The 17,423-nt window shown below is 59.5% G+C and carries 18 protein-coding genes; 8 read left to right on the top strand and 10 right to left on the bottom strand.

The features are described from left to right. Window positions 1-50: 50 nt before the first annotated feature. From LGH74_RS17975 to LGH74_RS17990, 4 genes are all read right to left on the bottom strand, one after another. Window positions 51-356, bottom strand: a complete 306-nt coding sequence (locus LGH74_RS17975; RefSeq protein WP_226177737.1) for a winged helix-turn-helix domain-containing protein — start codon at window positions 354-356, stop codon at window positions 51-53. After that, window positions 340-930, bottom strand: coding sequence for a hypothetical protein (locus LGH74_RS17980; protein ID WP_226177738.1), 591 nt, complete (start codon window positions 928-930; stop codon window positions 340-342). Before LGH74_RS17980 ends, LGH74_RS17975 begins: the two co-directional genes overlap by 17 nt. Window positions 931-964: 34 nt before the next feature. Beyond that, window positions 965-1,621 (bottom strand): DUF7010 family protein, encoded by a 657-nt coding sequence (locus LGH74_RS17985; RefSeq protein WP_226177739.1) that lies wholly within the window; start codon window positions 1,619-1,621, stop codon window positions 965-967. Between the two features lie 66 nt (window positions 1,622-1,687). Then, the gene (locus tag LGH74_RS17990) at window positions 1,688-2,251 is read right to left on the bottom strand and encodes a hypothetical protein (protein ID WP_226177740.1); all 564 of its coding nucleotides are present in this window, start codon (window positions 2,249-2,251) and stop codon (window positions 1,688-1,690) included. A gap of 489 nt (window positions 2,252-2,740) precedes the next feature. Here LGH74_RS17990 and LGH74_RS17995 point away from each other — a divergent pair, with 489 nt between their 5' ends. Continuing rightward, entirely contained in the window at window positions 2,741-4,024 is a 1,284-nt protein-coding gene (locus LGH74_RS17995; RefSeq protein ID WP_226177742.1) for a nucleoside permease, read from the top strand. Window positions 4,025-4,247: 223 nt separating this feature from the next. Here LGH74_RS17995 and LGH74_RS18000 read toward each other — a convergent pair whose 3' ends face one another. Further along, window positions 4,248-4,667 (bottom strand): nucleoside-diphosphate kinase, encoded by a 420-nt coding sequence (locus LGH74_RS18000; protein ID WP_226177743.1) that lies wholly within the window; start codon window positions 4,665-4,667, stop codon window positions 4,248-4,250. A gap of 396 nt (window positions 4,668-5,063) precedes the next feature. On the opposite strand from LGH74_RS18000, the gene LGH74_RS18005 reads away from it, so the two are divergent. The 5 genes from LGH74_RS18005 (at window position 5,064) to LGH74_RS18025 (ending at window position 8,771) form a co-directional block, all read left to right on the top strand. Further along, a complete protein-coding gene (locus LGH74_RS18005; protein ID WP_226177744.1) occupies window positions 5,064-6,107 on the top strand; it encodes a DHH family phosphoesterase in 1,044 nt (347 codons plus the stop codon). Between the two features lie 39 nt (window positions 6,108-6,146). Then, on the top strand, window positions 6,147-7,100 hold the full coding sequence (locus tag LGH74_RS18010) for an FKBP-type peptidyl-prolyl cis-trans isomerase (RefSeq protein ID WP_226177745.1): 954 nt from the start codon (window positions 6,147-6,149) through the stop codon (window positions 7,098-7,100). A 71-nt stretch (window positions 7,101-7,171) separates the two neighbouring features. Beyond that, window positions 7,172-7,669 (top strand): FKBP-type peptidyl-prolyl cis-trans isomerase, encoded by a 498-nt coding sequence (locus tag LGH74_RS18015; RefSeq protein WP_226177746.1) that lies wholly within the window; start codon window positions 7,172-7,174, stop codon window positions 7,667-7,669. Between the two features lie 66 nt (window positions 7,670-7,735). Continuing rightward, window positions 7,736-8,293, top strand: coding sequence for an FKBP-type peptidyl-prolyl cis-trans isomerase (locus tag LGH74_RS18020; protein WP_226177747.1), 558 nt, complete (start codon window positions 7,736-7,738; stop codon window positions 8,291-8,293). Window positions 8,294-8,297: 4 nt separating this feature from the next. Next, the gene (locus LGH74_RS18025; protein WP_226177748.1) at window positions 8,298-8,771 is read left to right on the top strand and encodes an FKBP-type peptidyl-prolyl cis-trans isomerase; all 474 of its coding nucleotides are present in this window, start codon (window positions 8,298-8,300) and stop codon (window positions 8,769-8,771) included. Between the two features lie 76 nt (window positions 8,772-8,847). On the opposite strand, the gene recO is transcribed toward LGH74_RS18025, so the two are convergent. From recO to LGH74_RS18045, 4 genes are all read right to left on the bottom strand, one after another. Further along, a complete protein-coding gene (recO, locus tag LGH74_RS18030; RefSeq protein ID WP_226177750.1) occupies window positions 8,848-9,567 on the bottom strand; it encodes a DNA repair protein RecO in 720 nt (239 codons plus the stop codon). 102 nt (window positions 9,568-9,669) lie between these two features. Further along, on the bottom strand, window positions 9,670-12,015 hold the full coding sequence (porZ, locus tag LGH74_RS18035) for a type IX secretion system anionic LPS delivery protein PorZ (RefSeq protein ID WP_226177752.1): 2,346 nt from the start codon (window positions 12,013-12,015) through the stop codon (window positions 9,670-9,672). Window positions 12,016-12,075: 60 nt separating this feature from the next. Beyond that, window positions 12,076-12,702: a thymidine kinase gene (locus LGH74_RS18040; RefSeq protein WP_226177754.1), complete on the bottom strand. Its 627-nt coding sequence runs from the start codon at window positions 12,700-12,702 to the stop codon at window positions 12,076-12,078. A gap of 150 nt (window positions 12,703-12,852) precedes the next feature. Next, window positions 12,853-13,194 carry a 2Fe-2S iron-sulfur cluster-binding protein gene (locus LGH74_RS18045; protein ID WP_226177755.1) on the bottom strand — a complete coding sequence of 114 codons (342 nt, stop codon included), beginning with the start codon at window positions 13,192-13,194 and terminating at the stop codon, window positions 12,853-12,855. Window positions 13,195-13,228: 34 nt separating this feature from the next. Between LGH74_RS18045 and LGH74_RS24930 the strand changes: the two genes are divergently transcribed. Beyond that, on the top strand, window positions 13,229-14,503 hold the full coding sequence (locus tag LGH74_RS24930) for a DUF8457 domain-containing protein (RefSeq protein WP_262904688.1): 1,275 nt from the start codon (window positions 13,229-13,231) through the stop codon (window positions 14,501-14,503). A 12-nt stretch (window positions 14,504-14,515) separates the two neighbouring features. Continuing rightward, entirely contained in the window at window positions 14,516-15,607 is a 1,092-nt protein-coding gene (locus tag LGH74_RS18055; protein WP_226177756.1) for a hypothetical protein, read from the top strand. A gap of 242 nt (window positions 15,608-15,849) precedes the next feature. On the opposite strand, the gene LGH74_RS18060 is transcribed toward LGH74_RS18055, so the two are convergent. Next, window positions 15,850-17,418, bottom strand: coding sequence for a hypothetical protein (locus tag LGH74_RS18060; RefSeq protein WP_226177757.1), 1,569 nt, complete (start codon window positions 17,416-17,418; stop codon window positions 15,850-15,852). Window positions 17,419-17,423: the final 5 nt, after the last annotated feature.

Here is a 17,423-nt window from a genome sequence, read left to right on the forward strand (position 1 = left end):
TCAACAGAAAAGCCCGCCCCATTGCTGGAGCGGGCTTTTTTGTTGTTAGATCAGGTCGATTCGGGCGGCTTGAGGTAGCGCTGCAGGGCCTGCACGTAGGTTTCGAAGGCCGTGACACCCACGGGCGTAATGGCGCAGCGCGTGAGCGGGTAGCTGCCGTTCATTTCGCGGGTCATGGTCAGGTAGCCGGCCTCCTTGAGCTTGCCCAGCTGCACGCTCAGGTTGCCGGCCGTAGCCCCGGTTTTCTCCTTGAGGAAAGTAAACTCAGCCTCTCGCACGCCCAGCAGGAGCGACATTACCGCCAGCCGCAGCTGGGAATGCAGCAGCGGGTCGAGTTCCTCAAACGGCGCGGCCACGGCGGAAACGAGCTTTGAGCAGATGCCCGGGAATAATATAGCTAACCACCACGGCGGCAGCCAGCAGCAGCAGCTGGGTCTGGAAAGGTACCATGAAGGCCGCCGTAGCCAGCAGCCAGCACGCCGCCCCGCCGTACACCAGTGGCCGGAAACGCAGCGCTCCGCCCGAAACGAACGTACCCAGCCCGTAAAGAGCAATGAGCAGCGGGTAGGCCTTTTGCCAACCTTGCACCATGCCAATGCCGATAATCATGACCATCAACACGCCCATACCGGCCCAGAAAAAGCCCAGGAAGTCGTTGACGGGCGTATGCACGCTCCGACGCTTTTCCTCCCGGTAATGATAAATACCCACGACGATTCCTCCCAGCGGCATCGTGGCCCAGGGCAGCCAGGGCCGCTCGTAGCCTACCACGAGCAGTACATAGTTGCTGAGGGCGGCGGCCAGCACCAGCCAGCCCCAAAACAGAAAGTCGAATGACCGGTCACTTATATCCTGCTTGGCGGCCTGAATCATTTCCTGAATGATAAGTAGGCTTTCCGGACCGGTCAGCGGTTTGTCAGTGGTATCCATGTAAAGTTGGGAGAAGAGAAGTGAGAAATCGGGGTTACAGGGAGGGGGAAGAAAGCAGCTCGAAAAACGGGTTGCAGCGGATTTCGCCGACTGGTTCCCGGCGCGCCGGAGCTTTTGGCTGAGTTAGGCTAGCGCCCACCCGTTGCCGGTCGGCCCGATTTTCGCCCAGCAGGCCCAGCACGCCCAGCGCGTATACCACGGCCATGCCCCAGGGCACTACCACAAAGCTATGGGCCGGCGTCAGCAGTCCGCCGCCGTAAGCCACGGCCACGGTAGCCAGAGTCAGAAACCAGTAGGTGCGGCTACTGTAGAGCCAGGCATACACGAAAAAGTGCGCGCCGGCCACCACGCCTACCATCATTGGCAGCTGCGGCACGTGCCGGAAGTAGCACCAGATAAGCAACGGGGTAAAGAACTGCTGCCACACTGCAGCAAGGCCCCCCAGCGTGCCCAATGGGTTGTCTTTAATAAAGAAGTTGATGCCCAGCAGGCGGTTCACCAGCAGCCCAAGCGGGAAAATCAGGCCCATGCCGGCAAACAACACCAAGCCCATGGTACGGGTCGGCAGCCACCAGCCCAGCATTCCGACCAGGGCCAGCACTACAGCCGCCGTAGCAATAATGGTCACGCCTCGGCGCGAGGCCTGAATGTTTTCCTGTTGGAGCTCAGCAAGTGAACGAGCGGGCATCATGGCAGTAAGCATTGAAGTGTTGAGAGAAATTTCGGCGACGACTCAAGCCAGTGTTACAAGTAAATGCTAGCGGCGGGTAGCAGCGCGCAGCATGGCACCCGGCACCAGCAAAGCCGCTGCCGCACTGGCTGCCAGCAGAATCAGCTGATCCACGGGAGCCGAAAAGCGGAAGGCCAATGCGCCAAAAACCCAGGCCGCCGCCCCGCCGAAAATCAGGGTGCGGTGCTGTAGAATACCACCAGCCACAAACGTGCGGGTGCCCAGCACAAACAGCATTAGGGGCAGCACCGTGGCCCAGCCAAGCTGCGGAACCAGCGCCGGCAATACGGCCAGCAGCACCCACGTAGCCAAGCGTAGCAGCCGCACCGCCTCGCCCTGCCCCGAACGTACCGGCTGTTTCCAGCCGCGGTAGAAGTGAAAGGCAAAGGCCGTTAAACCGGCCCCGGCTATGGCTACCTGAAAAGGCAACCCATGCAACTGAGGTGCAGTAGCCTGCACCACTGCGGCGGCGCCCACTGCCGTGCCCCAGAGCAGGTAGTCGGTAGCATTGGTAGCCAGTTCCTGCGGCGTGATGGGCAATGGCTGGCTATTGGACGAAAAGGAGGCGGTGAAGGCGGCGGCAGTCGACATAGCGGTAGGGTGTTGGATGGTTGTGAATGACTGATTGAACGATGCAAACATAAACTAGTTTACAATATAAACTACATCACGACGCAAACTTTATTTTCCATCACCCTATCCGGCCAGAAAACCAGACGCGGCGGCGTTTCCATTTTTATTTATCTTTGACGTCCCCGCTCCTTCCCGTGCGGGCCTATTACGTTTCCCCACTCTCTGCTTCTATGGAAATATTTTCCGGTCTGGGGTAAATCCACGTTGGTTCTGCGGCCGGCCTGGGCTGTTAGCCAGCTGGCGGCTTCCTTTGCTGCAGCCCTACCCGGTGCTCACGGCCGCTGCCCTTCGCTCCTCCACCGTCAGCAAGCCGGGTTGGCTCCAAGTACCGACCCATTATTTCCCGCTTATCACCCGTTTTCCGCGCTTTTCTTCCCAATCCCTCCGGTTAGAACCTTGTATCTTACCGGGCAAAATTCCCTCCCTTTTCCTTTAAGTTGAATTTGCATGAGCACTAAGCTTCGCCTCATTATTCTGAGCTTCCTCCAGTTTTTCATCTGGGGCTCGTGGCTGATAACCATTGGAGCATACTGGTTCCAAACCAAGCAGTGGTCGGGCGCACAGTTTGGCGCCATCTTCTCCACCATGGGCATTGCCTCCATCTTCATGCCCTCGCTCATGGGCATCGTGGCCGATAAGTGGGTAAATGCCGAGAAGCTCTACGGCATGCTGCACATCCTGGGCGGTATCGTGCTCTTCACCGTGCCCCTCGTCACCGACCCGGGCACCATGTTCTGGGTAATGCTGCTGAACATGATTTTCTACATGCCCACGCTGGCCCTATCCATTGCCGTGTCGTACTCGGTGCTGAAAAAGCAGGGCTTCGATGTAGTGAAGTCTTACCCGCCCATTCGGGTGTGGGGCACCATCGGCTTCATCGTAGCCATGTGGACGGTGAGCTTGCTGGGCTTCGAAAAGTCGGCCAGCCAGTTCTACGTAGCCGCCGGCGCGGCTATTCTGCTGGGCTTTTACTCCTTTACCCTGCCCAAGTGTCCGCCACAGTCGTCTACTACTTCCAGCCAGAGTCTGATGGAAGTGCTGGGCCTCAAGTCGTTTGCACTGCTGCGCGACGGTAAGATGCTGACCTTCTTCCTGTTTGCTCTACTGCTGGGTGCCGCTTTGCAGCTCACCAATGCCTACGGCGACACGTTCCTGCACGATTTCGACAAGGTGCCGGCTTACCAGGACACGTTTGCGGTGAAGTACCCGGCTATCATCATGTCCATCTCACAGATTTCCGAAACGCTGTTTATCCTGGCTATTCCGTTTTTCCTGCGCCGCTTCGGCATCAAGCAGGTAATGCTCTTCAGCATGATTGCCTGGGTACTGCGCTTCGGCCTGCTGGCCTACAGCACCCCCGACAGCCCCGGCATCTGGTTGATTGTGCTGTCCTGCATCGTCTACGGCATGGCCTTCGACTTCTTCAACATCTCCGGTTCGCTGTTCGTCGAAACCCAAACGGCCCCGTCTATCCGGGCCAGCGCCCAGGGCCTGTTCATGATGATGACCAACGGCTTTGGCGCGGTACTGGGCAGCCTGGTGAGCGGCGTGGTTATCGAGAAATACTTCACGTTGGCCAACGGCAATAAGGACTGGACCGGTATCTGGCTCTCCTTTGCTGGCTACTCCTTGCTCATTGCCATCCTGTTTGTTATCTTCTTCAAACATAAGCACACCACCACTACTGAGGAGGCCTACCCCGAGCCAGTACTGTCGGTTGAAAACGCTTAGTATCTGACGATTACCTCTTTTCCTAACGCCCCGGCTCTCGTGTAGCGCTGGGCTGTTAGTTTTAAATTGGTACAAACACAGTATAAAAACAGTCTGTTAGCAGCATACGAAAAATCCCGCCCTGCGCACTGCAGGGCGGGATTTTTCGTGTTTTCCACTATAGGTTTCAGCTTCGACTACATAATCTGCGTCATCAGCTAAAATCCATGCGAATCAGTGCTGCTTAGAACTGCTCGTCGGCGGTGAAGTAGAAGTCGCCTTCGATTTTGGCGTTTTCATCGGAGTCGGAGCCGTGTACGGCGTTGGCTTCGATGCTCTTGGCGTACTTCTTCCGGATGGTGCCGTCAGCGGCCTGGGCCGGGTTGGTAGCGCCAATCAGGGTGCGGAAATCAGCTACGGCGTTGTCTTTCTCCAGAATGGCCGCTACGATAGGGCCCGACGACATATATTTCACTAGGTCGCCGTAGAAGGGACGCTCCTTGTGCACTTCGTAGAACTGACCAGCGCGCTCGGCCGTCAGCTGTACTTTTTTCAGAGAAACGATGCGGAAGCCACCCTCTTCGATCATCTGCAGGATACCACCGATGTGGTTGTCCTGCACCGCGTCGGGCTTAATCATCGTGAACGTGCGGTTAGTTGCCATGCTGGGAGAAGTTAAAACGGTAAATGTGAAATGCGGGGAAATAATCTGCCGGGCAGAATGTGGCCGCAAAAGTAGCCGAATCTCCGCAGTTAAGTACAATACTCCGCAAATTACGCCTGCGCTACGGCCCCAGGCCGAGGCGGTTGCACAACTTTGTTTGGCATTTCAGCTCGTCTGTTTCGGCGGGCTATTGCCGCTTTCTGGCGCCGGTTCCGCCTTTCTTCGACCTGCCGCCGAGGCACATCAGGCCGGCCACAGTAGCTGGCGACACTTAGCGCGAACCCAAAGCCGGGCAAGCTTTGTTAGAGCTTCGGCGATTATCTGCGGAATATTTCCGACTTTTGCCGCCTTGCTTCCGGCCTAAACAACCGAATTTCAGCCACCTATCAGTAGGCAATGTCCACTATCAGCGACCTGAAGGAGCTGCTCGCGCAGCCCCGGCAGATTTTCATCACCACGCACCACAAGCCTGATGCCGACGCCCTCGGCTCTTCGCTGGGCTTGGCGGGCTACCTCCGCAAAAAAGGCCACCACGTCACCGTCGTCACTCCTTCCGACTACCCAAGCTTCCTGTCCTGGATGCCCGGCAACGACGAAGTAGTGGTATACGACGCCCGGACAAACGACGCGCAGGTCCGCGAGATTATCGGCACGGCCGAGGTTATCTTCTGCCTCGACTTCAGCTGTCTGGGCCGCATCAACGAGATGGGCGAATACATCCGCAGTGCTCCGGGTACGAAGGTGCTCATCGACCATCACCTGGAGCCCGAGCAGTTTGCCGACCTCGACTTTTCGAACCCCAAAGCGGCAGCTACGGCCGAGCTGGTGTTTGAGGTCATCCGGGACCTGGGCGACCAGGATATGATTGACGTGGGAATCGGCGAGAGCCTCTACGCCGGTATCATGACCGATACGGGCTCGTTTCGCCACCCCAGCACCTCGCGCAACGTGCACCTTATCATTGCCGAGCTGCTCAACGCCGGCATCGACCTCTCGTCGGTGCACCGCCGCATCTACGACTCGCATTCCGAAATGCGCCTGCGCTTTTTGGGCTTCGTGCTCAAAGACAAGCTGGTGGTGCTGCGCGAATACAACACGGCCTACATTGCCATTACCCAGGACGAGCTGCGCCAGTACCAGTCCAAAACCGGCGACACGGAAGGGCTGGTAAACTTCGCGCTCAGCATTGAAGGCGTAGTATTTGCTGCCGTGCTCATTGACCGGGGCCAGGCTGTGAAGATTTCCTTCCGTTCCGTTGGCGCTTTCTCCGTCAACGAGTTTGCCCGCAAGAACTTCAACGGGGGTGGGCACCACAACGCGGCCGGCGGCATTAGCCACGAGCCCCTGGAGCCGACCGTCGAGCGTTTCCTGGCGCTGTTGCCGCAGTATCAGACTCAGCTCGTAACGGCGCCCTTGGCAGTTGCGCCCCCTTCGGTGTAACTTGCCCCAAATTCAATTTTTCCAACCCCTTCCCTTTTCATGTTTCTTCAACGCAATTTTCTGAGCCTGGCCCTTGCTGCCGGCGTTCTGGGCCTGGCCTCCTGCAACAAGGGCGGCGGTGATTTCACCAAGACCAAGTCGGGCATCGAGTATAAGATCTTCAAAAACGAAGGTGGCAAGTACAGCGACAAGTCGGTAGCGGCCGAAGGCGACGCTGCTTACAAGGACCGGCTGGGCAAAATCCTGGCTCTGAACGTGGAATACCGCACGGCCAAGGACTCGGTGTTGTTCAACTCGCGCAAGCAGCAGGGCATTCCGATGCGCATTAAGCTGCAGGAAGTAACTACCAAAGGTGGTATTGAAGAAGCCATTGCTTTGCTGCAACCCGGCGACTCGGCCGTGTTCAAGTTCAACGTGGACACCATCTTCGCCAAGTCGTTCAAGCAGCCTGTGCCGCCATTTATGAAGAAGGCCGGCAACACGATGACTATGTACGTGAAGGCTGATAAGCTGCAATCCGAGGAAGAAGCCAAGGTAGACCAGCAGAAGCAGATGGAAGAGCAGCAGAAGAAAATGATGGCCTACGCCGAGCAGCAGCTCAAGAAGGACGACGTGATTCTGCAGGACTACATCAAGAAAAACAACCTGACCGCGCAGAAAGACGCTTCCGGCGTATACTACGTGATTACCAAACCCGGCACGGGCGCCAAGCCTTCGCCCGGCCAGACGGTTTCGGTGCTCTACAAGGGCACGCTGCTCGACGGCAAAGTATTTGACTCCTCGGAGAAGATGGGCAACAAGCCAATCGACTTCCCGCTGGGTGTAGGCCAGGTAATTCCGGGCTGGGACAAAGGCATTGCTGTGCTCAACAAAGGCAGCAAGGCCATCCTGCTGATTCCTTCGTCGCTGGCCTACGGGCAGCGCGGCGCCGGCGCCGACATTCCGGCCGACGCACCTCTGCGCTTCGACGTGGAACTCGTAGATGTTAAGTAAGTAACGTCACTTACACGAGCCGCCGCGCTTGCGCCCTGGGGCCGGGCGCGGCGGTTTTTTATCCGGGCATCATGCTACCATCCTTCTTTTCCCGTTCCCTCTCCAGCCGGCTGTTCCTGGTGTTGTTCAGCGCCGTCAGCTTGCTCACGGCCTGCGAAAAGGACAAGGACTACGCCGCCATCGACGAGGGCCTTATCAAGCAGTATATTGCCGACAACAAGCTCGTGGATGCCCAGCGTCAGGAGTCGGGGCTGTATTTTGTTCCGATTACCAAGACCAGTGGCGTGCAACCTAAAGGGGGGCAATTAGTCTCCGTGTTATACACGGGTATGCTGCTCAACGGCACGGTGTTCGATGCTACCTCAAACCGAGGTAACAAACCTTTCAGCTTTTCGCTGGGCCGCAACGAGGTGATTAAAGGTTGGGACGAGGGCATTGCCCTGCTCAAAAAGGGTGAAAAAGCTACCCTTTTGATTCCGTCCCAGCTGGGCTACGGTTCTCAGGCCACCGGTTCTATTCCGGCGAATTCGGTTCTGCGCTTCGACGTGGAGCTCGTGGACGTTAAGTAAAAAGCTGGCCGGCAGACTTGTGGCGGCCCGCTTCATTTTTTCAGTACAAGAGAGCAAGCAAAAGAGATGAAAGATTTATTCACCCGCTCGGTATTCATGCGCCTGGTAGTGCTGCTGCTGGCAACGGCGCCCGTGCTTTCGAGCTGCAACACCGAAACTGCCTCCGTAAAGCAAGCTCGTGAGCATGAGGAAGAGTACAAGAAAATCGACGACCAGTTGATTCAGGACTACTTCACCCGTAAAGGCATCACCAGCAGTAACTACCAGCGCACCGAGTCAGGCCTGTATATCCTGACGCTGAAGGAAGGCACCGGCAACAAAATCGTGGCTGGCAACAAGGTACAGGTGAAGTACATCGGCAAATACGTTAAGCAGGCCCGCGAAGACGTCGTTTTTGATAAGTCGTACGGCAACCGTACCCTGTGCGAATGCACGGAGGTGATAGTAGGTCAAAACAGCGTAATCAAAGGCTGGGAAGAAGCGCTGCTGCTGATGAAGCAAGGTGACGAGAAGCGGATTTTCATTCCTTCTTACCTCGCTTATGGCCAGTATGGCAATGCTACCATCGGTGGTGACGAGCCGCTACAGTTCGAGATGAACATCTCGAAAGTGAGCTATCAGTAACCGGATGACTGCCGGCCTGCTGCTTCGTTTCGGTTTCCTGGGTTTGGTGCTGAGCCACTTGGCGCTGACTGCCCAGGCTCAGACTAGCCCACGCCCGGCCGTAGCCGATACTACGCTGAGCGAACGAACCGCCAGCGGCGTGCGCTACACGGTGCGCCAACTTGGTAGCGGCCCCAAAGCCCGCAAAGGTGACCGAATGCTGGTACATTATACCGGCCTGCTGCCCGATGGTCACATCTTCGACTCGTCGGTGGCGCAAGGCAAGCCGTTGCGGCTCCGCGTGGGCACCGGTCAGGTAATTCCGGGCTGGGACGAAGTGCTGCTACTGCTGCCCATGGGTAGCCGGGCCCGCATCTGGATTCCGGCCGCGTTGGCCTATGGCAGCGCCGGAGTCCGCAACCCGGACGACGAGACGCAGTTTATCGTACCACCTAACGCCAACCTGATTTTTGAGGTGGAGGTAGTGAAAGTACGGTAACCTTAGCTCCCACAACCAAAAAGACCTACCCGAAACGGCAGGTCTTTTTGGTTTTATATCCTTTTCGGCCGCCTCTTTATTCAGCCAAGACCTCCGACAGCACATCCAGGGAGCGAATGTCGCCCAGCTTCTCGACGTGGAGCTGGTAGTAGCGAATGAGCACGTCGAGCAGCTCGCGCCGGAGTCGGCCGTTGGGAATTGTGGCCTGCTCGGGGTTGTGCAGCAATTCGTTGAAATACTGGTCGAACTCGCGGAAGCGTAGGGCGGCCGGCGTACTGACCGCCGACGTGGCCGGGGCCACCGTGGCAAAAGCCACCTGCGAGGTAATTTCTTCTCCCGACTCGATGCCGAAGCCCAGGTAGCTGGCCAGCTGTATCAGAAATACCAGGGCAAAGTTCTCGAAGCCTTCTTTTTGCTGGTCAAACTCCACGATGGAATCGTGCAGGAAGTGAAATAACGGCTCGTTCTCTTCCTCTTCCAGCAGCGTGCGGCTCACAACCTCCGACAGGAACAGCACCACGCTGCTCTTGCGCACGTCGTAGGGCAAGGTGCTAAAGGGCACGGCGCACCGATATTCCGAAAGCCGGGTGATGCCGCCGTTGCGCGAGGTATAAGCCACCAGATCGAGCAGGGTGAAGGGCTGAAACAGCGCAATACGCCCCGGCGGCTTGGCTTTGCGCACCCCGTTTACGATGTAGGTTTGCACCCCCAGCCGCTCGGTGTAAACGCGGGCAATGATGGAAGTTTCGCGGTATTTGATGTAGCTCAGGACGATGCCCCGGGTTTTGATCAGCATGGGAAAGCGAGAAGCTGGTATGGACGCAGCAATAAGCTGCGCCGCCTGATCTGCAACAAACTGCGGGGCCCGATTATTCCCGCTGGCGGCCGTAAACGGCCATTATTTCTCTACAACGGCAATTTTGCTGACGCAGCCGTTTTTCCCGTCCGCATCCGATGACAGCACCAGATACACGCCCGACTGCACCTTGCGGCCGTTGTAGTCGGTTAGGGTCCAGACCACGGTGCCGCCATTGGCCTTGGTCTGGTACACGAGCTTGCCCGTTACGTCGGTAATTTTCACAATGCCGTTGTTGGCCAGGCCGCTGATGCCCACCTGCCCGGTAAAATCGGTGCGGACGGGGTTGGGCGACACTTTCGCGCAGTCGGGCTTGCCTTCCGTTATGCTGGCCGCGCCCCGGTACGACACCACGCCGGCATCGGTTACGACAAACACTTCGCCCGTGCGGTCATTCACCTCCACATCCACGATGTTGTTGGACGGCAGCGGACTGTTTTCGGTGGTAAAATGAAGCAGGCTCTCGTCGGCTTCCTCACTGAACAGCCACAGGCCCCGGTCAGTACCAAACCACTTGCGGTTGCCGCCATCCACGGCCACGGCCTTCACTACCTCGTTGAGCAGGGCCCGGAAGCCATCCGTAATACCTCCCCGGATGATGGGTTGCTGAAAGGTATTCGACTCGGGCAGAAACACCGAGCTAGGATCAGGAAAAACGGCAATACCTTTGGCCGTAGCCACCCAGATGTCGCCTTTACGGTCTTTGGCAATGTCGTAAACCTCGTCGGAAGGCAATTGGCTGTTGCCACTGTTGAAGTAGCGAGTGGTTTGGTTTGCCGGGTCGTAGGCAACCAGCCCGGTGCCGTCTTTACGCGACAGAGAAACCCACACATAATCATTATTGTCGATTACGATACGTTCGAGGTTTTCGAAGCCCGTGAAGTAGGGCATATTCTGCCATGTATTGTCAGCAGGAGTATACTTGTGCAGGCCCGAGGTCCTTTGCCGTAAGGTATGGCGGTTTACAACCCAGACATTGTTCTTGGAATCGACTGCCAGGTCGGTAATACGCGTGTACCTAGGATTATCAACGTATTCGCTGCGCAAGGTTACGCCAGGGGTTCCCTGGGTAAACTGCTTGTAGTCTGAAGGGCCTTTCCATTGCAGCACACCATCACCATAAGTTGCAATGTATAGTGTGCCGTCCTTGGTCCGCACACCTCGGCTGATGTCCTTAAATTTCGGTAGCCCGGGGGTAGGCGGAACATTTTCATTGGTGAAGTTGGTCCAGCGGCCGTCTTTGTACTCATAAAAACCGCCCAGAAACTCCTGCTGCCCATACCGGTCAAAATAGCCGCCGCCGAAGATATCCACCGTATTGGAGCGGGCGTCGGCCAGCACGCTGAAGGAGCGGGCATAAGCCGGGGCATTGGTAACAAAATTCTCCGACTGCTTGCCGTCGGCGGTTTTTATCAGGCCGTTCTGCGCGTCAGCAATGTAGTAAGGGCCCTCCTGGCTCTGAATAGCCGCCGCCGGAAACGGGCTTTGTGCCGTGGTCAGCAATTGCGTTGTGGTGCCGTCGGTTTTGCGCAGCAGCACTTTCTGGTCGCCGATGATAAACAGGCCGGCCGTAGCGGCACTGAGCTGCCGGTAGGTGCCGGCGTAGGTATCGGGCAGGGGCTGCCAACGGGTACTGCTGCAGTTGTAGCATAGCACGGCCAACCCATCACGGCCGGCATACACGTTTTTACCCTGCGTAGCCAGGGTATGGTACGGCGTGTAGCTGCTGTTGATGCCCGGCAAATCTATCGTCCAGCGCCGGTAGTCGAGCAGGTTGTCAGTCAGCAGACCTCGCATCAGGCCCGCCGAGGTGGCGGCAAACAGCGTATTGTCGAGCACGGTAGTGGCATATACTTCCACATTCGCGCCGGCGGGACCGATACTGGTGTACGTATCCCGTATTTCCTGCCTGGCCATATCCACTATTACCAGCCCAAAAGAGCAACTCAGGTAGGCACGGCCCTTGCTGAAGCTGATATGGTTGATGTTTTTGCTGCCCGTAAGAGGCTTGCGCGCAATGTCGCCGATGTTGACAATCGAGCCGTCATTGGTCAGCACATCCAGGTTGCCGTTGCGGTAGGCTACCAGCACCCGCTTGGTCGTGGGGTCGTAGCCGACGCTGCTCACGCCCACATCGTTCAGACCGTCGCGACTAGAGAGCAGCTGGGTGGTATTCAGCTCTTTATCGTAGAAAAAAAAGGCGTCCTCGGTAGCTACGTAAATGCGGTTGCCGGCTTCGGCCAAGGCCAGGGTGCGGTTATTGGGCAGGTGCAGCTGCCAGTCGCCGTAGCCGGCGGTGCTCTGTGCCAGGGTCCGGTTGTGGGACAGGGTAAGTAACAGTAGGAAGACAACACCGGACCACCGGCAGGCGCGTAGCAAACGATTCATTGGCAGCGAATAAAGTCCCGGAAGATAAGCTCAGGCAGCCATAACGCCACGCCGGCCGGATTAGTGCTTGACAGTGGCGGCCGTAGTAGGCTCGGTGCTCTTCTCCTTCATGCCCTCCTGAAAGCAGGCCCGGCAGCGCGCCTCGTAAGAGTCGGTTTCGCCCAGCAGAATCTTGTCATCGGAGGCGGCAATGCGGAAGGAATAGGTAGCCAGCTCGCCGCAGCACACGCACACGGCGTGCACTTTGGTAACAAACTCGGCAATGGCCATCAGCGTGGGCATGGGGCCGAAAGGCTTACCCATGAAGTCCATATCGAGGCCGGCCACGATGACGCGGGTGCCGCGGTTGGCCAGCTGGGTGCACACTTCCACCAGCGACTCGTCGAAAAACTGGGCCTCGTCTACGCCCACTACGTCGCAGGAGCCGGCCAGTAGCAGCATTTCCTGGGCCAGCGGCACGGGCGTCGAGCGGATGCTGGTAGAGTTGTGCGACACGACATCCTGCGCGTGGTAGCGCGTGTCGAGGGCGGGCTTGAAGATTTCGACGCGCTGCCGGGCAATCTTGGCCCGGTTCAGCCGCCGGATCAGCTCCTCGGTTTTGCCCGAAAACATGGAGCCGCACACTACTTCAATCCAGCCCCGGCGGGGCGTGTCGCGGCTCGTGCCGACGCGAGGTTCTATAAACACGGTGGTAGCAGTTGGCGGTGGTCGGGAGCAGGCACGCCGGCTCCGGTTGGAACCTCTAAAGTACGGCTTTCGGGCCGGAGCCTCAAAGGTCAATTCCGGAGGTTTTCATCACCGGCTAGAGTATCAGCCGGTTGGAAATACGATTGGGGTTTACCCGCCCGGTTCCAGTGGCTCCGAATACCGCTGGTGGGGCAGCATGGTGGCGTGCGGCACCCGGCCCGCTACGTCGCCATCGGGCAGGCGCGCCTGGCAGGTGAGCCGCTCGTGGGGCAGCAGGCGGCCGGCCGTGCGGTAGCGCAACTCGGCGTCGGTGGGTGGCGTTAGTAATTCGAGCCCCCTGACTACCTCCAACCGGCAGGTAGTGCAGCGTCCTTTCGCGCCGCAGGCGTGCATCCAGTCGTGGCCGGCGGCCTGCAGGGCGGCCAGCAAGGTGGTGCCGGCGGGCACGGAAACTACGGCGCCAGGCAGGTTTTGCACGGTTAGAGTGGGCATCTTTGCTTAAATTGCCCGTTGAACCAGGCTTTCGATGAAGGACAAATATAGCTCAGCAAAACGCGAACAATACGGCCAGCAGCTGGCCTCCCAGCTCTGCGACCAGCACTTTGGCGGTACGCCCACTACCACCCTCGACGGCCCGGCCGTACTGCGCTTCACCCCGATCCGGCAGGTAAACCTGTTTGTGGTGCAGCAGCTGCTGGCCCAGTGGACGGCTGAAATGGCCCGGCTGCGCAGTCCCTATTTCGACTTTGAAGCCGACGACGTGCGGCAGGCTCTCACCCAGTTTATGAACATCCTGTCGCGCCGCATCAAGCTGAGTCGGGCCGCTTTCGAGCCCCTGTTGGCCCGGGCTATCAGCGACACGCTGGGCGTAGCCACCGACCCAGTGCTGACCTTCGAGCAGAAGCTGCTGGGTAACCAGCCCACGGCCACGGCCGAGCAGCTCCGCGACGCGCTGCGCTACCTGGACTTGGATAAGGCGCTTTTCCAGGGCTTCCTCGACACGCTGACGCCTGGCCCAGCGCTGGAGCGCGACTTTCTGGTAAACCGCTTCCGCCTCTATCAGGAAGCCAATTACAAAAACCACGCGCCGCTGGAGAAGATTGTGGCCGAATTCAACCAGCTGCGGCCCCTGACTACCGCCGAGCTGACGGAGGCAACTGATTCTTTGGCTGCTCCGCAGGCTGCGCCACCCGTTGCTGAAACGCCCGTGGAAACTCCGGTAGCCGGGGCCGTAGCCCCAGCCCCGGCCCCGGCCGTGGAAACCCCGCCGGCCCCGAAGGAAACTACTGCCCCACCCCTACCAGAAGCTGCCCCGGCCAAGCCTGAGGCACCCACCCCGCCGACCTTCGTAGCCTCCCCAACGCCGGCACCAGCCCCGATACCAGCAGCGCCGCAGGAAACAGCCGAACCGGAGCCAGAGCGCCGTCCGCTGGCCGAAGCCGCTGCCTCCACCAATGTGCCGCTGCACGAAAAGCTGCGCGCTGAGCGGCCGACTTCGGCCCCGCTCAGCGAAACCCTGCGCGGGGAGCGTCCTAGCGCCACGCTGGCCGAGAAGTCAGCGCCCAAGGTGGAGTCGTTGCGGGAAGCCATTTCCATCAACCAGCGCTTCAGCTTCATCAACGAGCTGTTCAACGGGGAGAATATGGAGTACCATACCGCAATTCAACACCTCGACACTCTGCCCAACGCCGACGTGGCCAAGCGCTACGTGACGGAAGACCTGGCCCATAAATACGGCTGGGTGCGCAAGGAAGAGCACGTCAACAAGCTGCTCAAGCTGCTGGACCGCAAGTTTGCTTAACCGAAGCGCGGCGTGCATCCTTCCGCGGCTGACGGGCTGATTTCTGCGGGGCGGCGCTGGCAGCATCTGCTGCTAGTGTACGTGCTGGCCGTGGGCCTGCTGGCCGGCAGTGCCTACACCATGTACGTGCACTACGACTTCTCCCACTCCCTCGACACGCGCAGCTACCTGAGCATTGCCCGGGGCGAGTTTCGGGGCGTGAGCATTACGCGGCGCTACCGGGTGGTGGTGCCGGCTGTAGCGGCGGCGGTGGCCTGGCCTGTAGAGCAGGTCTACGCCCGCATCTGGCCCCAGCGCGCCGCCACCGACTGGCCGTTGCGCCTGGCTTTTTATCTTGTCAACACCTTGGTGCTGGCCGGGGCCGGGCTGGTGTTTTTTCGCAGCTGCCTGCTCTACGGGGCGTCGCCGGGGGCGGCCGTGCTGGCCATGGTAGCCGTGCTGGCGAGCCGCTGGGCTGTGTACACGGCCGGCCTGCCACTGGTCGACAGCCTCTATATTCTGGTGTTTGCCCTGGCTTTCTACGGGGCCCGGAGTGGCTCGGCGGTGGCCGTAGCGGCCTGCATTGTGCTGGGGCCGCACGCCAAGGAGTCGTTTGTTTTTCTGGTGCCCTGGCTGCTGTGGTTTGGCCACCGGGCCATGCCCTGGCCCCGGCAACTGGTGTGGCTGGCCGTTTCGGGGGCCGTGGCCTACGGCGTGCGCCACTGGATAGACGCGCAGGTGGGTGCCCCGCCCCAGGAAAGCCTGAGCAATGCCCTCGACCATCTCCACAACCTGGCTTACTCCCTGCGCCGGCTGCTGTCGGTGAAGGGCGCGGGGGAAATCTTCAGCATCTTCGGCTTCTTCTGGCTGGTGCTATTGGTAGGGCTGCGCGGCGGGGCCGGGCGGTGGCTCCGGCCGCTGGGCGCGGGCGGGGCCGCGCTGCTGGCCGTGGTGCTGGTGCACATGCTGCTCTCCGGCGACCTGGGCCGCATGGGCTACCTGGCCGCGCCGGTGTTTGCCGTGGCCTTTGCTCTGATTCTAACCCACCACCCAGCCTTCCAGTGGCTCTGGGCGCGTCCATCGGAAGCCTCGAAAAACGCTCAGGCGGCTTGTAATCCGGAGTAGCCCAATCCACTCAGGTAGGCGACCCTCCGGTTTTTGACAGGGTCGCCTACCTAAGTGGGTAGACGACCGTCCTACTTTTGGCAAGGTCGTCTACCTACTATCAAACGCGCTTCCTCACTCGATGATAGTTATACCGGAGTAGTACACAGAACTTCTTACCGGTAAAGGCAAGGGGCGCTGTGGCTGTTTGGGTGCGTAAGTAGCTGCCTGGCGGCAACGCCGGCTCAGCGCCCCTTGCAAGACTAGCGGATTTCGGTGAGGTAGTACGAGCCGAACGAAGTGGCAAAGGAGTCGACTTTCTGCGTCTGGAAGCCCTGAAGCAGCTCGGCGTTCTGGTTGCCATACACCAACTGGGCCCGGTCCAGCAGCTGCGGACCGGCCAGCCCGTTGGTATATACGCGGTGCCCGGCTTGCAGCTGGGCGCGCAGCCACTGCCGGAGCCGGGCCGGCGACTGGCCGGGGCGCTGCACCAGCAGCGTGGGCACGGGCAGCACGTTGGGCGGAGCTACGGGCTGCCCGGTACGGTAATGCAGCTGGTTGAGTACCAGGTTATGATTATCGAGCAAAAACCAGCTGGCCGGCTCCCGCTGGATGCGGGTCAGCAGCGCATCGTTGTTGGTAAAGCGCAGCTGGTTGGCCGGCACCAGTCCGAAAGCCAGGTTCCAGCCCAGCAAAGCAACTCCCAGAACCGCCACCGCCCGCACCGGCACCCACGGCAAACCCACGCTGGCTACCACCGCCAGCAGCGCGGGCACCATCACCATGAATTCGGCATTGCCTTCGGAGTACACTGCGAAGAGTAGCTGCAGGGCCAGAATCAGCAGATGGGTACGCATAACAGGCCCCACTGCCGGCGCAGTTGCTGGCACGGGCACCCGAAGACGCTGCCGAAAGCTCTGCCACAGCAGCCAGGCTGCGTAGCTCAACAGCCCCAGAAACCCGGCTGCTACCGCCCACAACCCCGGATACAGCCGCAGTAGCGCCAGCGTGGAGCCGTGGAGCTGCCCAAAGGTGCGCACCAGATTGATACCCGAAAGCAGTAGTCCATGACCCGAGACGCTGCCGCCCGCCGTGCCGGCATAGTAATCGTGAAACACGAAGCGCCACAGGGCCGAAATCGTCAGCGGCTCGTGCCACGAGGGTAGCGCGGCCACGTAGGCAAGGGGCACCAGCAGTGCAGGCAGGATGTAGAGCAGCAGGCTGCGGAGCTTATGGCCGGCGTACCAACCCGTGCCCAGCAGCAGCCCCAGCCACCAGAAAAAGTGAATCTGGTGAACCAGGCAGGCCAACGCCGCCCACAGCCCGGCCCACAGCAGGTGCCCGGCGCGCTGCCCACCCAGCTGGTACCGCGCCCAGGCCAGGCTGGCCAGCAACGAGAGCAGCAGCGGCTCCACGTACGTCTCATTCTCGGTGGCAAAGCGCAGCATTCCGAAGCTGGCTCCGGTCAGCAGCAACCACGGCCAGGTAGCTTTTTCGGGCAACAGCAGTCGTAGCAGCCGGTGCAGCACGAGCAGGCCGGTGCCGGCTGCCAGGGCATTCAGGGCCTTCAATGCTGCCAGGCTCTCCACCGGCAGGCCCAAGCCCTGCAGGGCTTTCACCCAGAGCCAGCCCGTGGGGTTGTAGAGCAGGTGGTGGGCCAGCAGCAGCTCGTGGCCGTGCCGCACGCAGGCCGCGTAATACCACGCATCCAGTGAGGAATTGTGGGTAGGCAGCAGTAGATAAAGCAGCGTCAGGAAAAGAATTACAAATTCTGATGTATGAGTTCTGAATTGGCGCAGCTGACCTGGACCCGAACGGAATTCAGAATTCATAACTC

It is taken from the genome of Hymenobacter lucidus (assembly GCF_020447265.1).
In the GTDB taxonomy this organism is placed as follows: Bacteria; Bacteroidota; Bacteroidia; order Cytophagales; family Hymenobacteraceae; genus Hymenobacter; species Hymenobacter lucidus.

What these genes read in the sequence shown, in the direction of transcription:
- LGH74_RS17985 (WP_226177739.1), bottom strand. Translation starts at nt 1,621, where the DNA reads ATGATGCCCGCTCGTTCACTTGCTGAGCTCCAACAGGAAAACATTCAG.
- LGH74_RS18060 (WP_226177757.1), bottom strand. Translation starts at nt 17,418, where the DNA reads ATGAATTCTGAATTCCGTTCGGGTCCAGGTCAGCTGCGCCAATTCAGA.
- LGH74_RS17980 (WP_226177738.1), bottom strand. Translation starts at nt 930, where the DNA reads ATGGATACCACTGACAAACCGCTGACCGGTCCGGAAAGCCTACTTATC.
- LGH74_RS18000 (WP_226177743.1), bottom strand. Translation starts at nt 4,667, where the DNA reads ATGGCAACTAACCGCACGTTCACGATGATTAAGCCCGACGCGGTGCAG.
- porZ (WP_226177752.1), bottom strand. Translation starts at nt 12,015, where the DNA reads ATGAATCGTTTGCTACGCGCCTGCCGGTGGTCCGGTGTTGTCTTCCTA.
- LGH74_RS18015 (WP_226177746.1), top strand. Translation starts at nt 7,172, where the DNA reads ATGCTACCATCCTTCTTTTCCCGTTCCCTCTCCAGCCGGCTGTTCCTG.
- LGH74_RS18045 (WP_226177755.1), bottom strand. Translation starts at nt 13,194, where the DNA reads ATGCCCACTCTAACCGTGCAAAACCTGCCTGGCGCCGTAGTTTCCGTG.
- LGH74_RS18005 (WP_226177744.1), top strand. Translation starts at nt 5,064, where the DNA reads ATGTCCACTATCAGCGACCTGAAGGAGCTGCTCGCGCAGCCCCGGCAG.
- LGH74_RS17990 (WP_226177740.1), bottom strand. Translation starts at nt 2,251, where the DNA reads ATGTCGACTGCCGCCGCCTTCACCGCCTCCTTTTCGTCCAATAGCCAG.
- LGH74_RS18010 (WP_226177745.1), top strand. Translation starts at nt 6,147, where the DNA reads ATGTTTCTTCAACGCAATTTTCTGAGCCTGGCCCTTGCTGCCGGCGTT.
- LGH74_RS18025 (WP_226177748.1), top strand. Translation starts at nt 8,298, where the DNA reads ATGACTGCCGGCCTGCTGCTTCGTTTCGGTTTCCTGGGTTTGGTGCTG.
- recO (WP_226177750.1), bottom strand. Translation starts at nt 9,567, where the DNA reads ATGCTGATCAAAACCCGGGGCATCGTCCTGAGCTACATCAAATACCGC.
- LGH74_RS17995 (WP_226177742.1), top strand. Translation starts at nt 2,741, where the DNA reads ATGAGCACTAAGCTTCGCCTCATTATTCTGAGCTTCCTCCAGTTTTTC.
- LGH74_RS18020 (WP_226177747.1), top strand. Translation starts at nt 7,736, where the DNA reads ATGAAAGATTTATTCACCCGCTCGGTATTCATGCGCCTGGTAGTGCTG.
- LGH74_RS24930 (WP_262904688.1), top strand. Translation starts at nt 13,229, where the DNA reads ATGAAGGACAAATATAGCTCAGCAAAACGCGAACAATACGGCCAGCAG.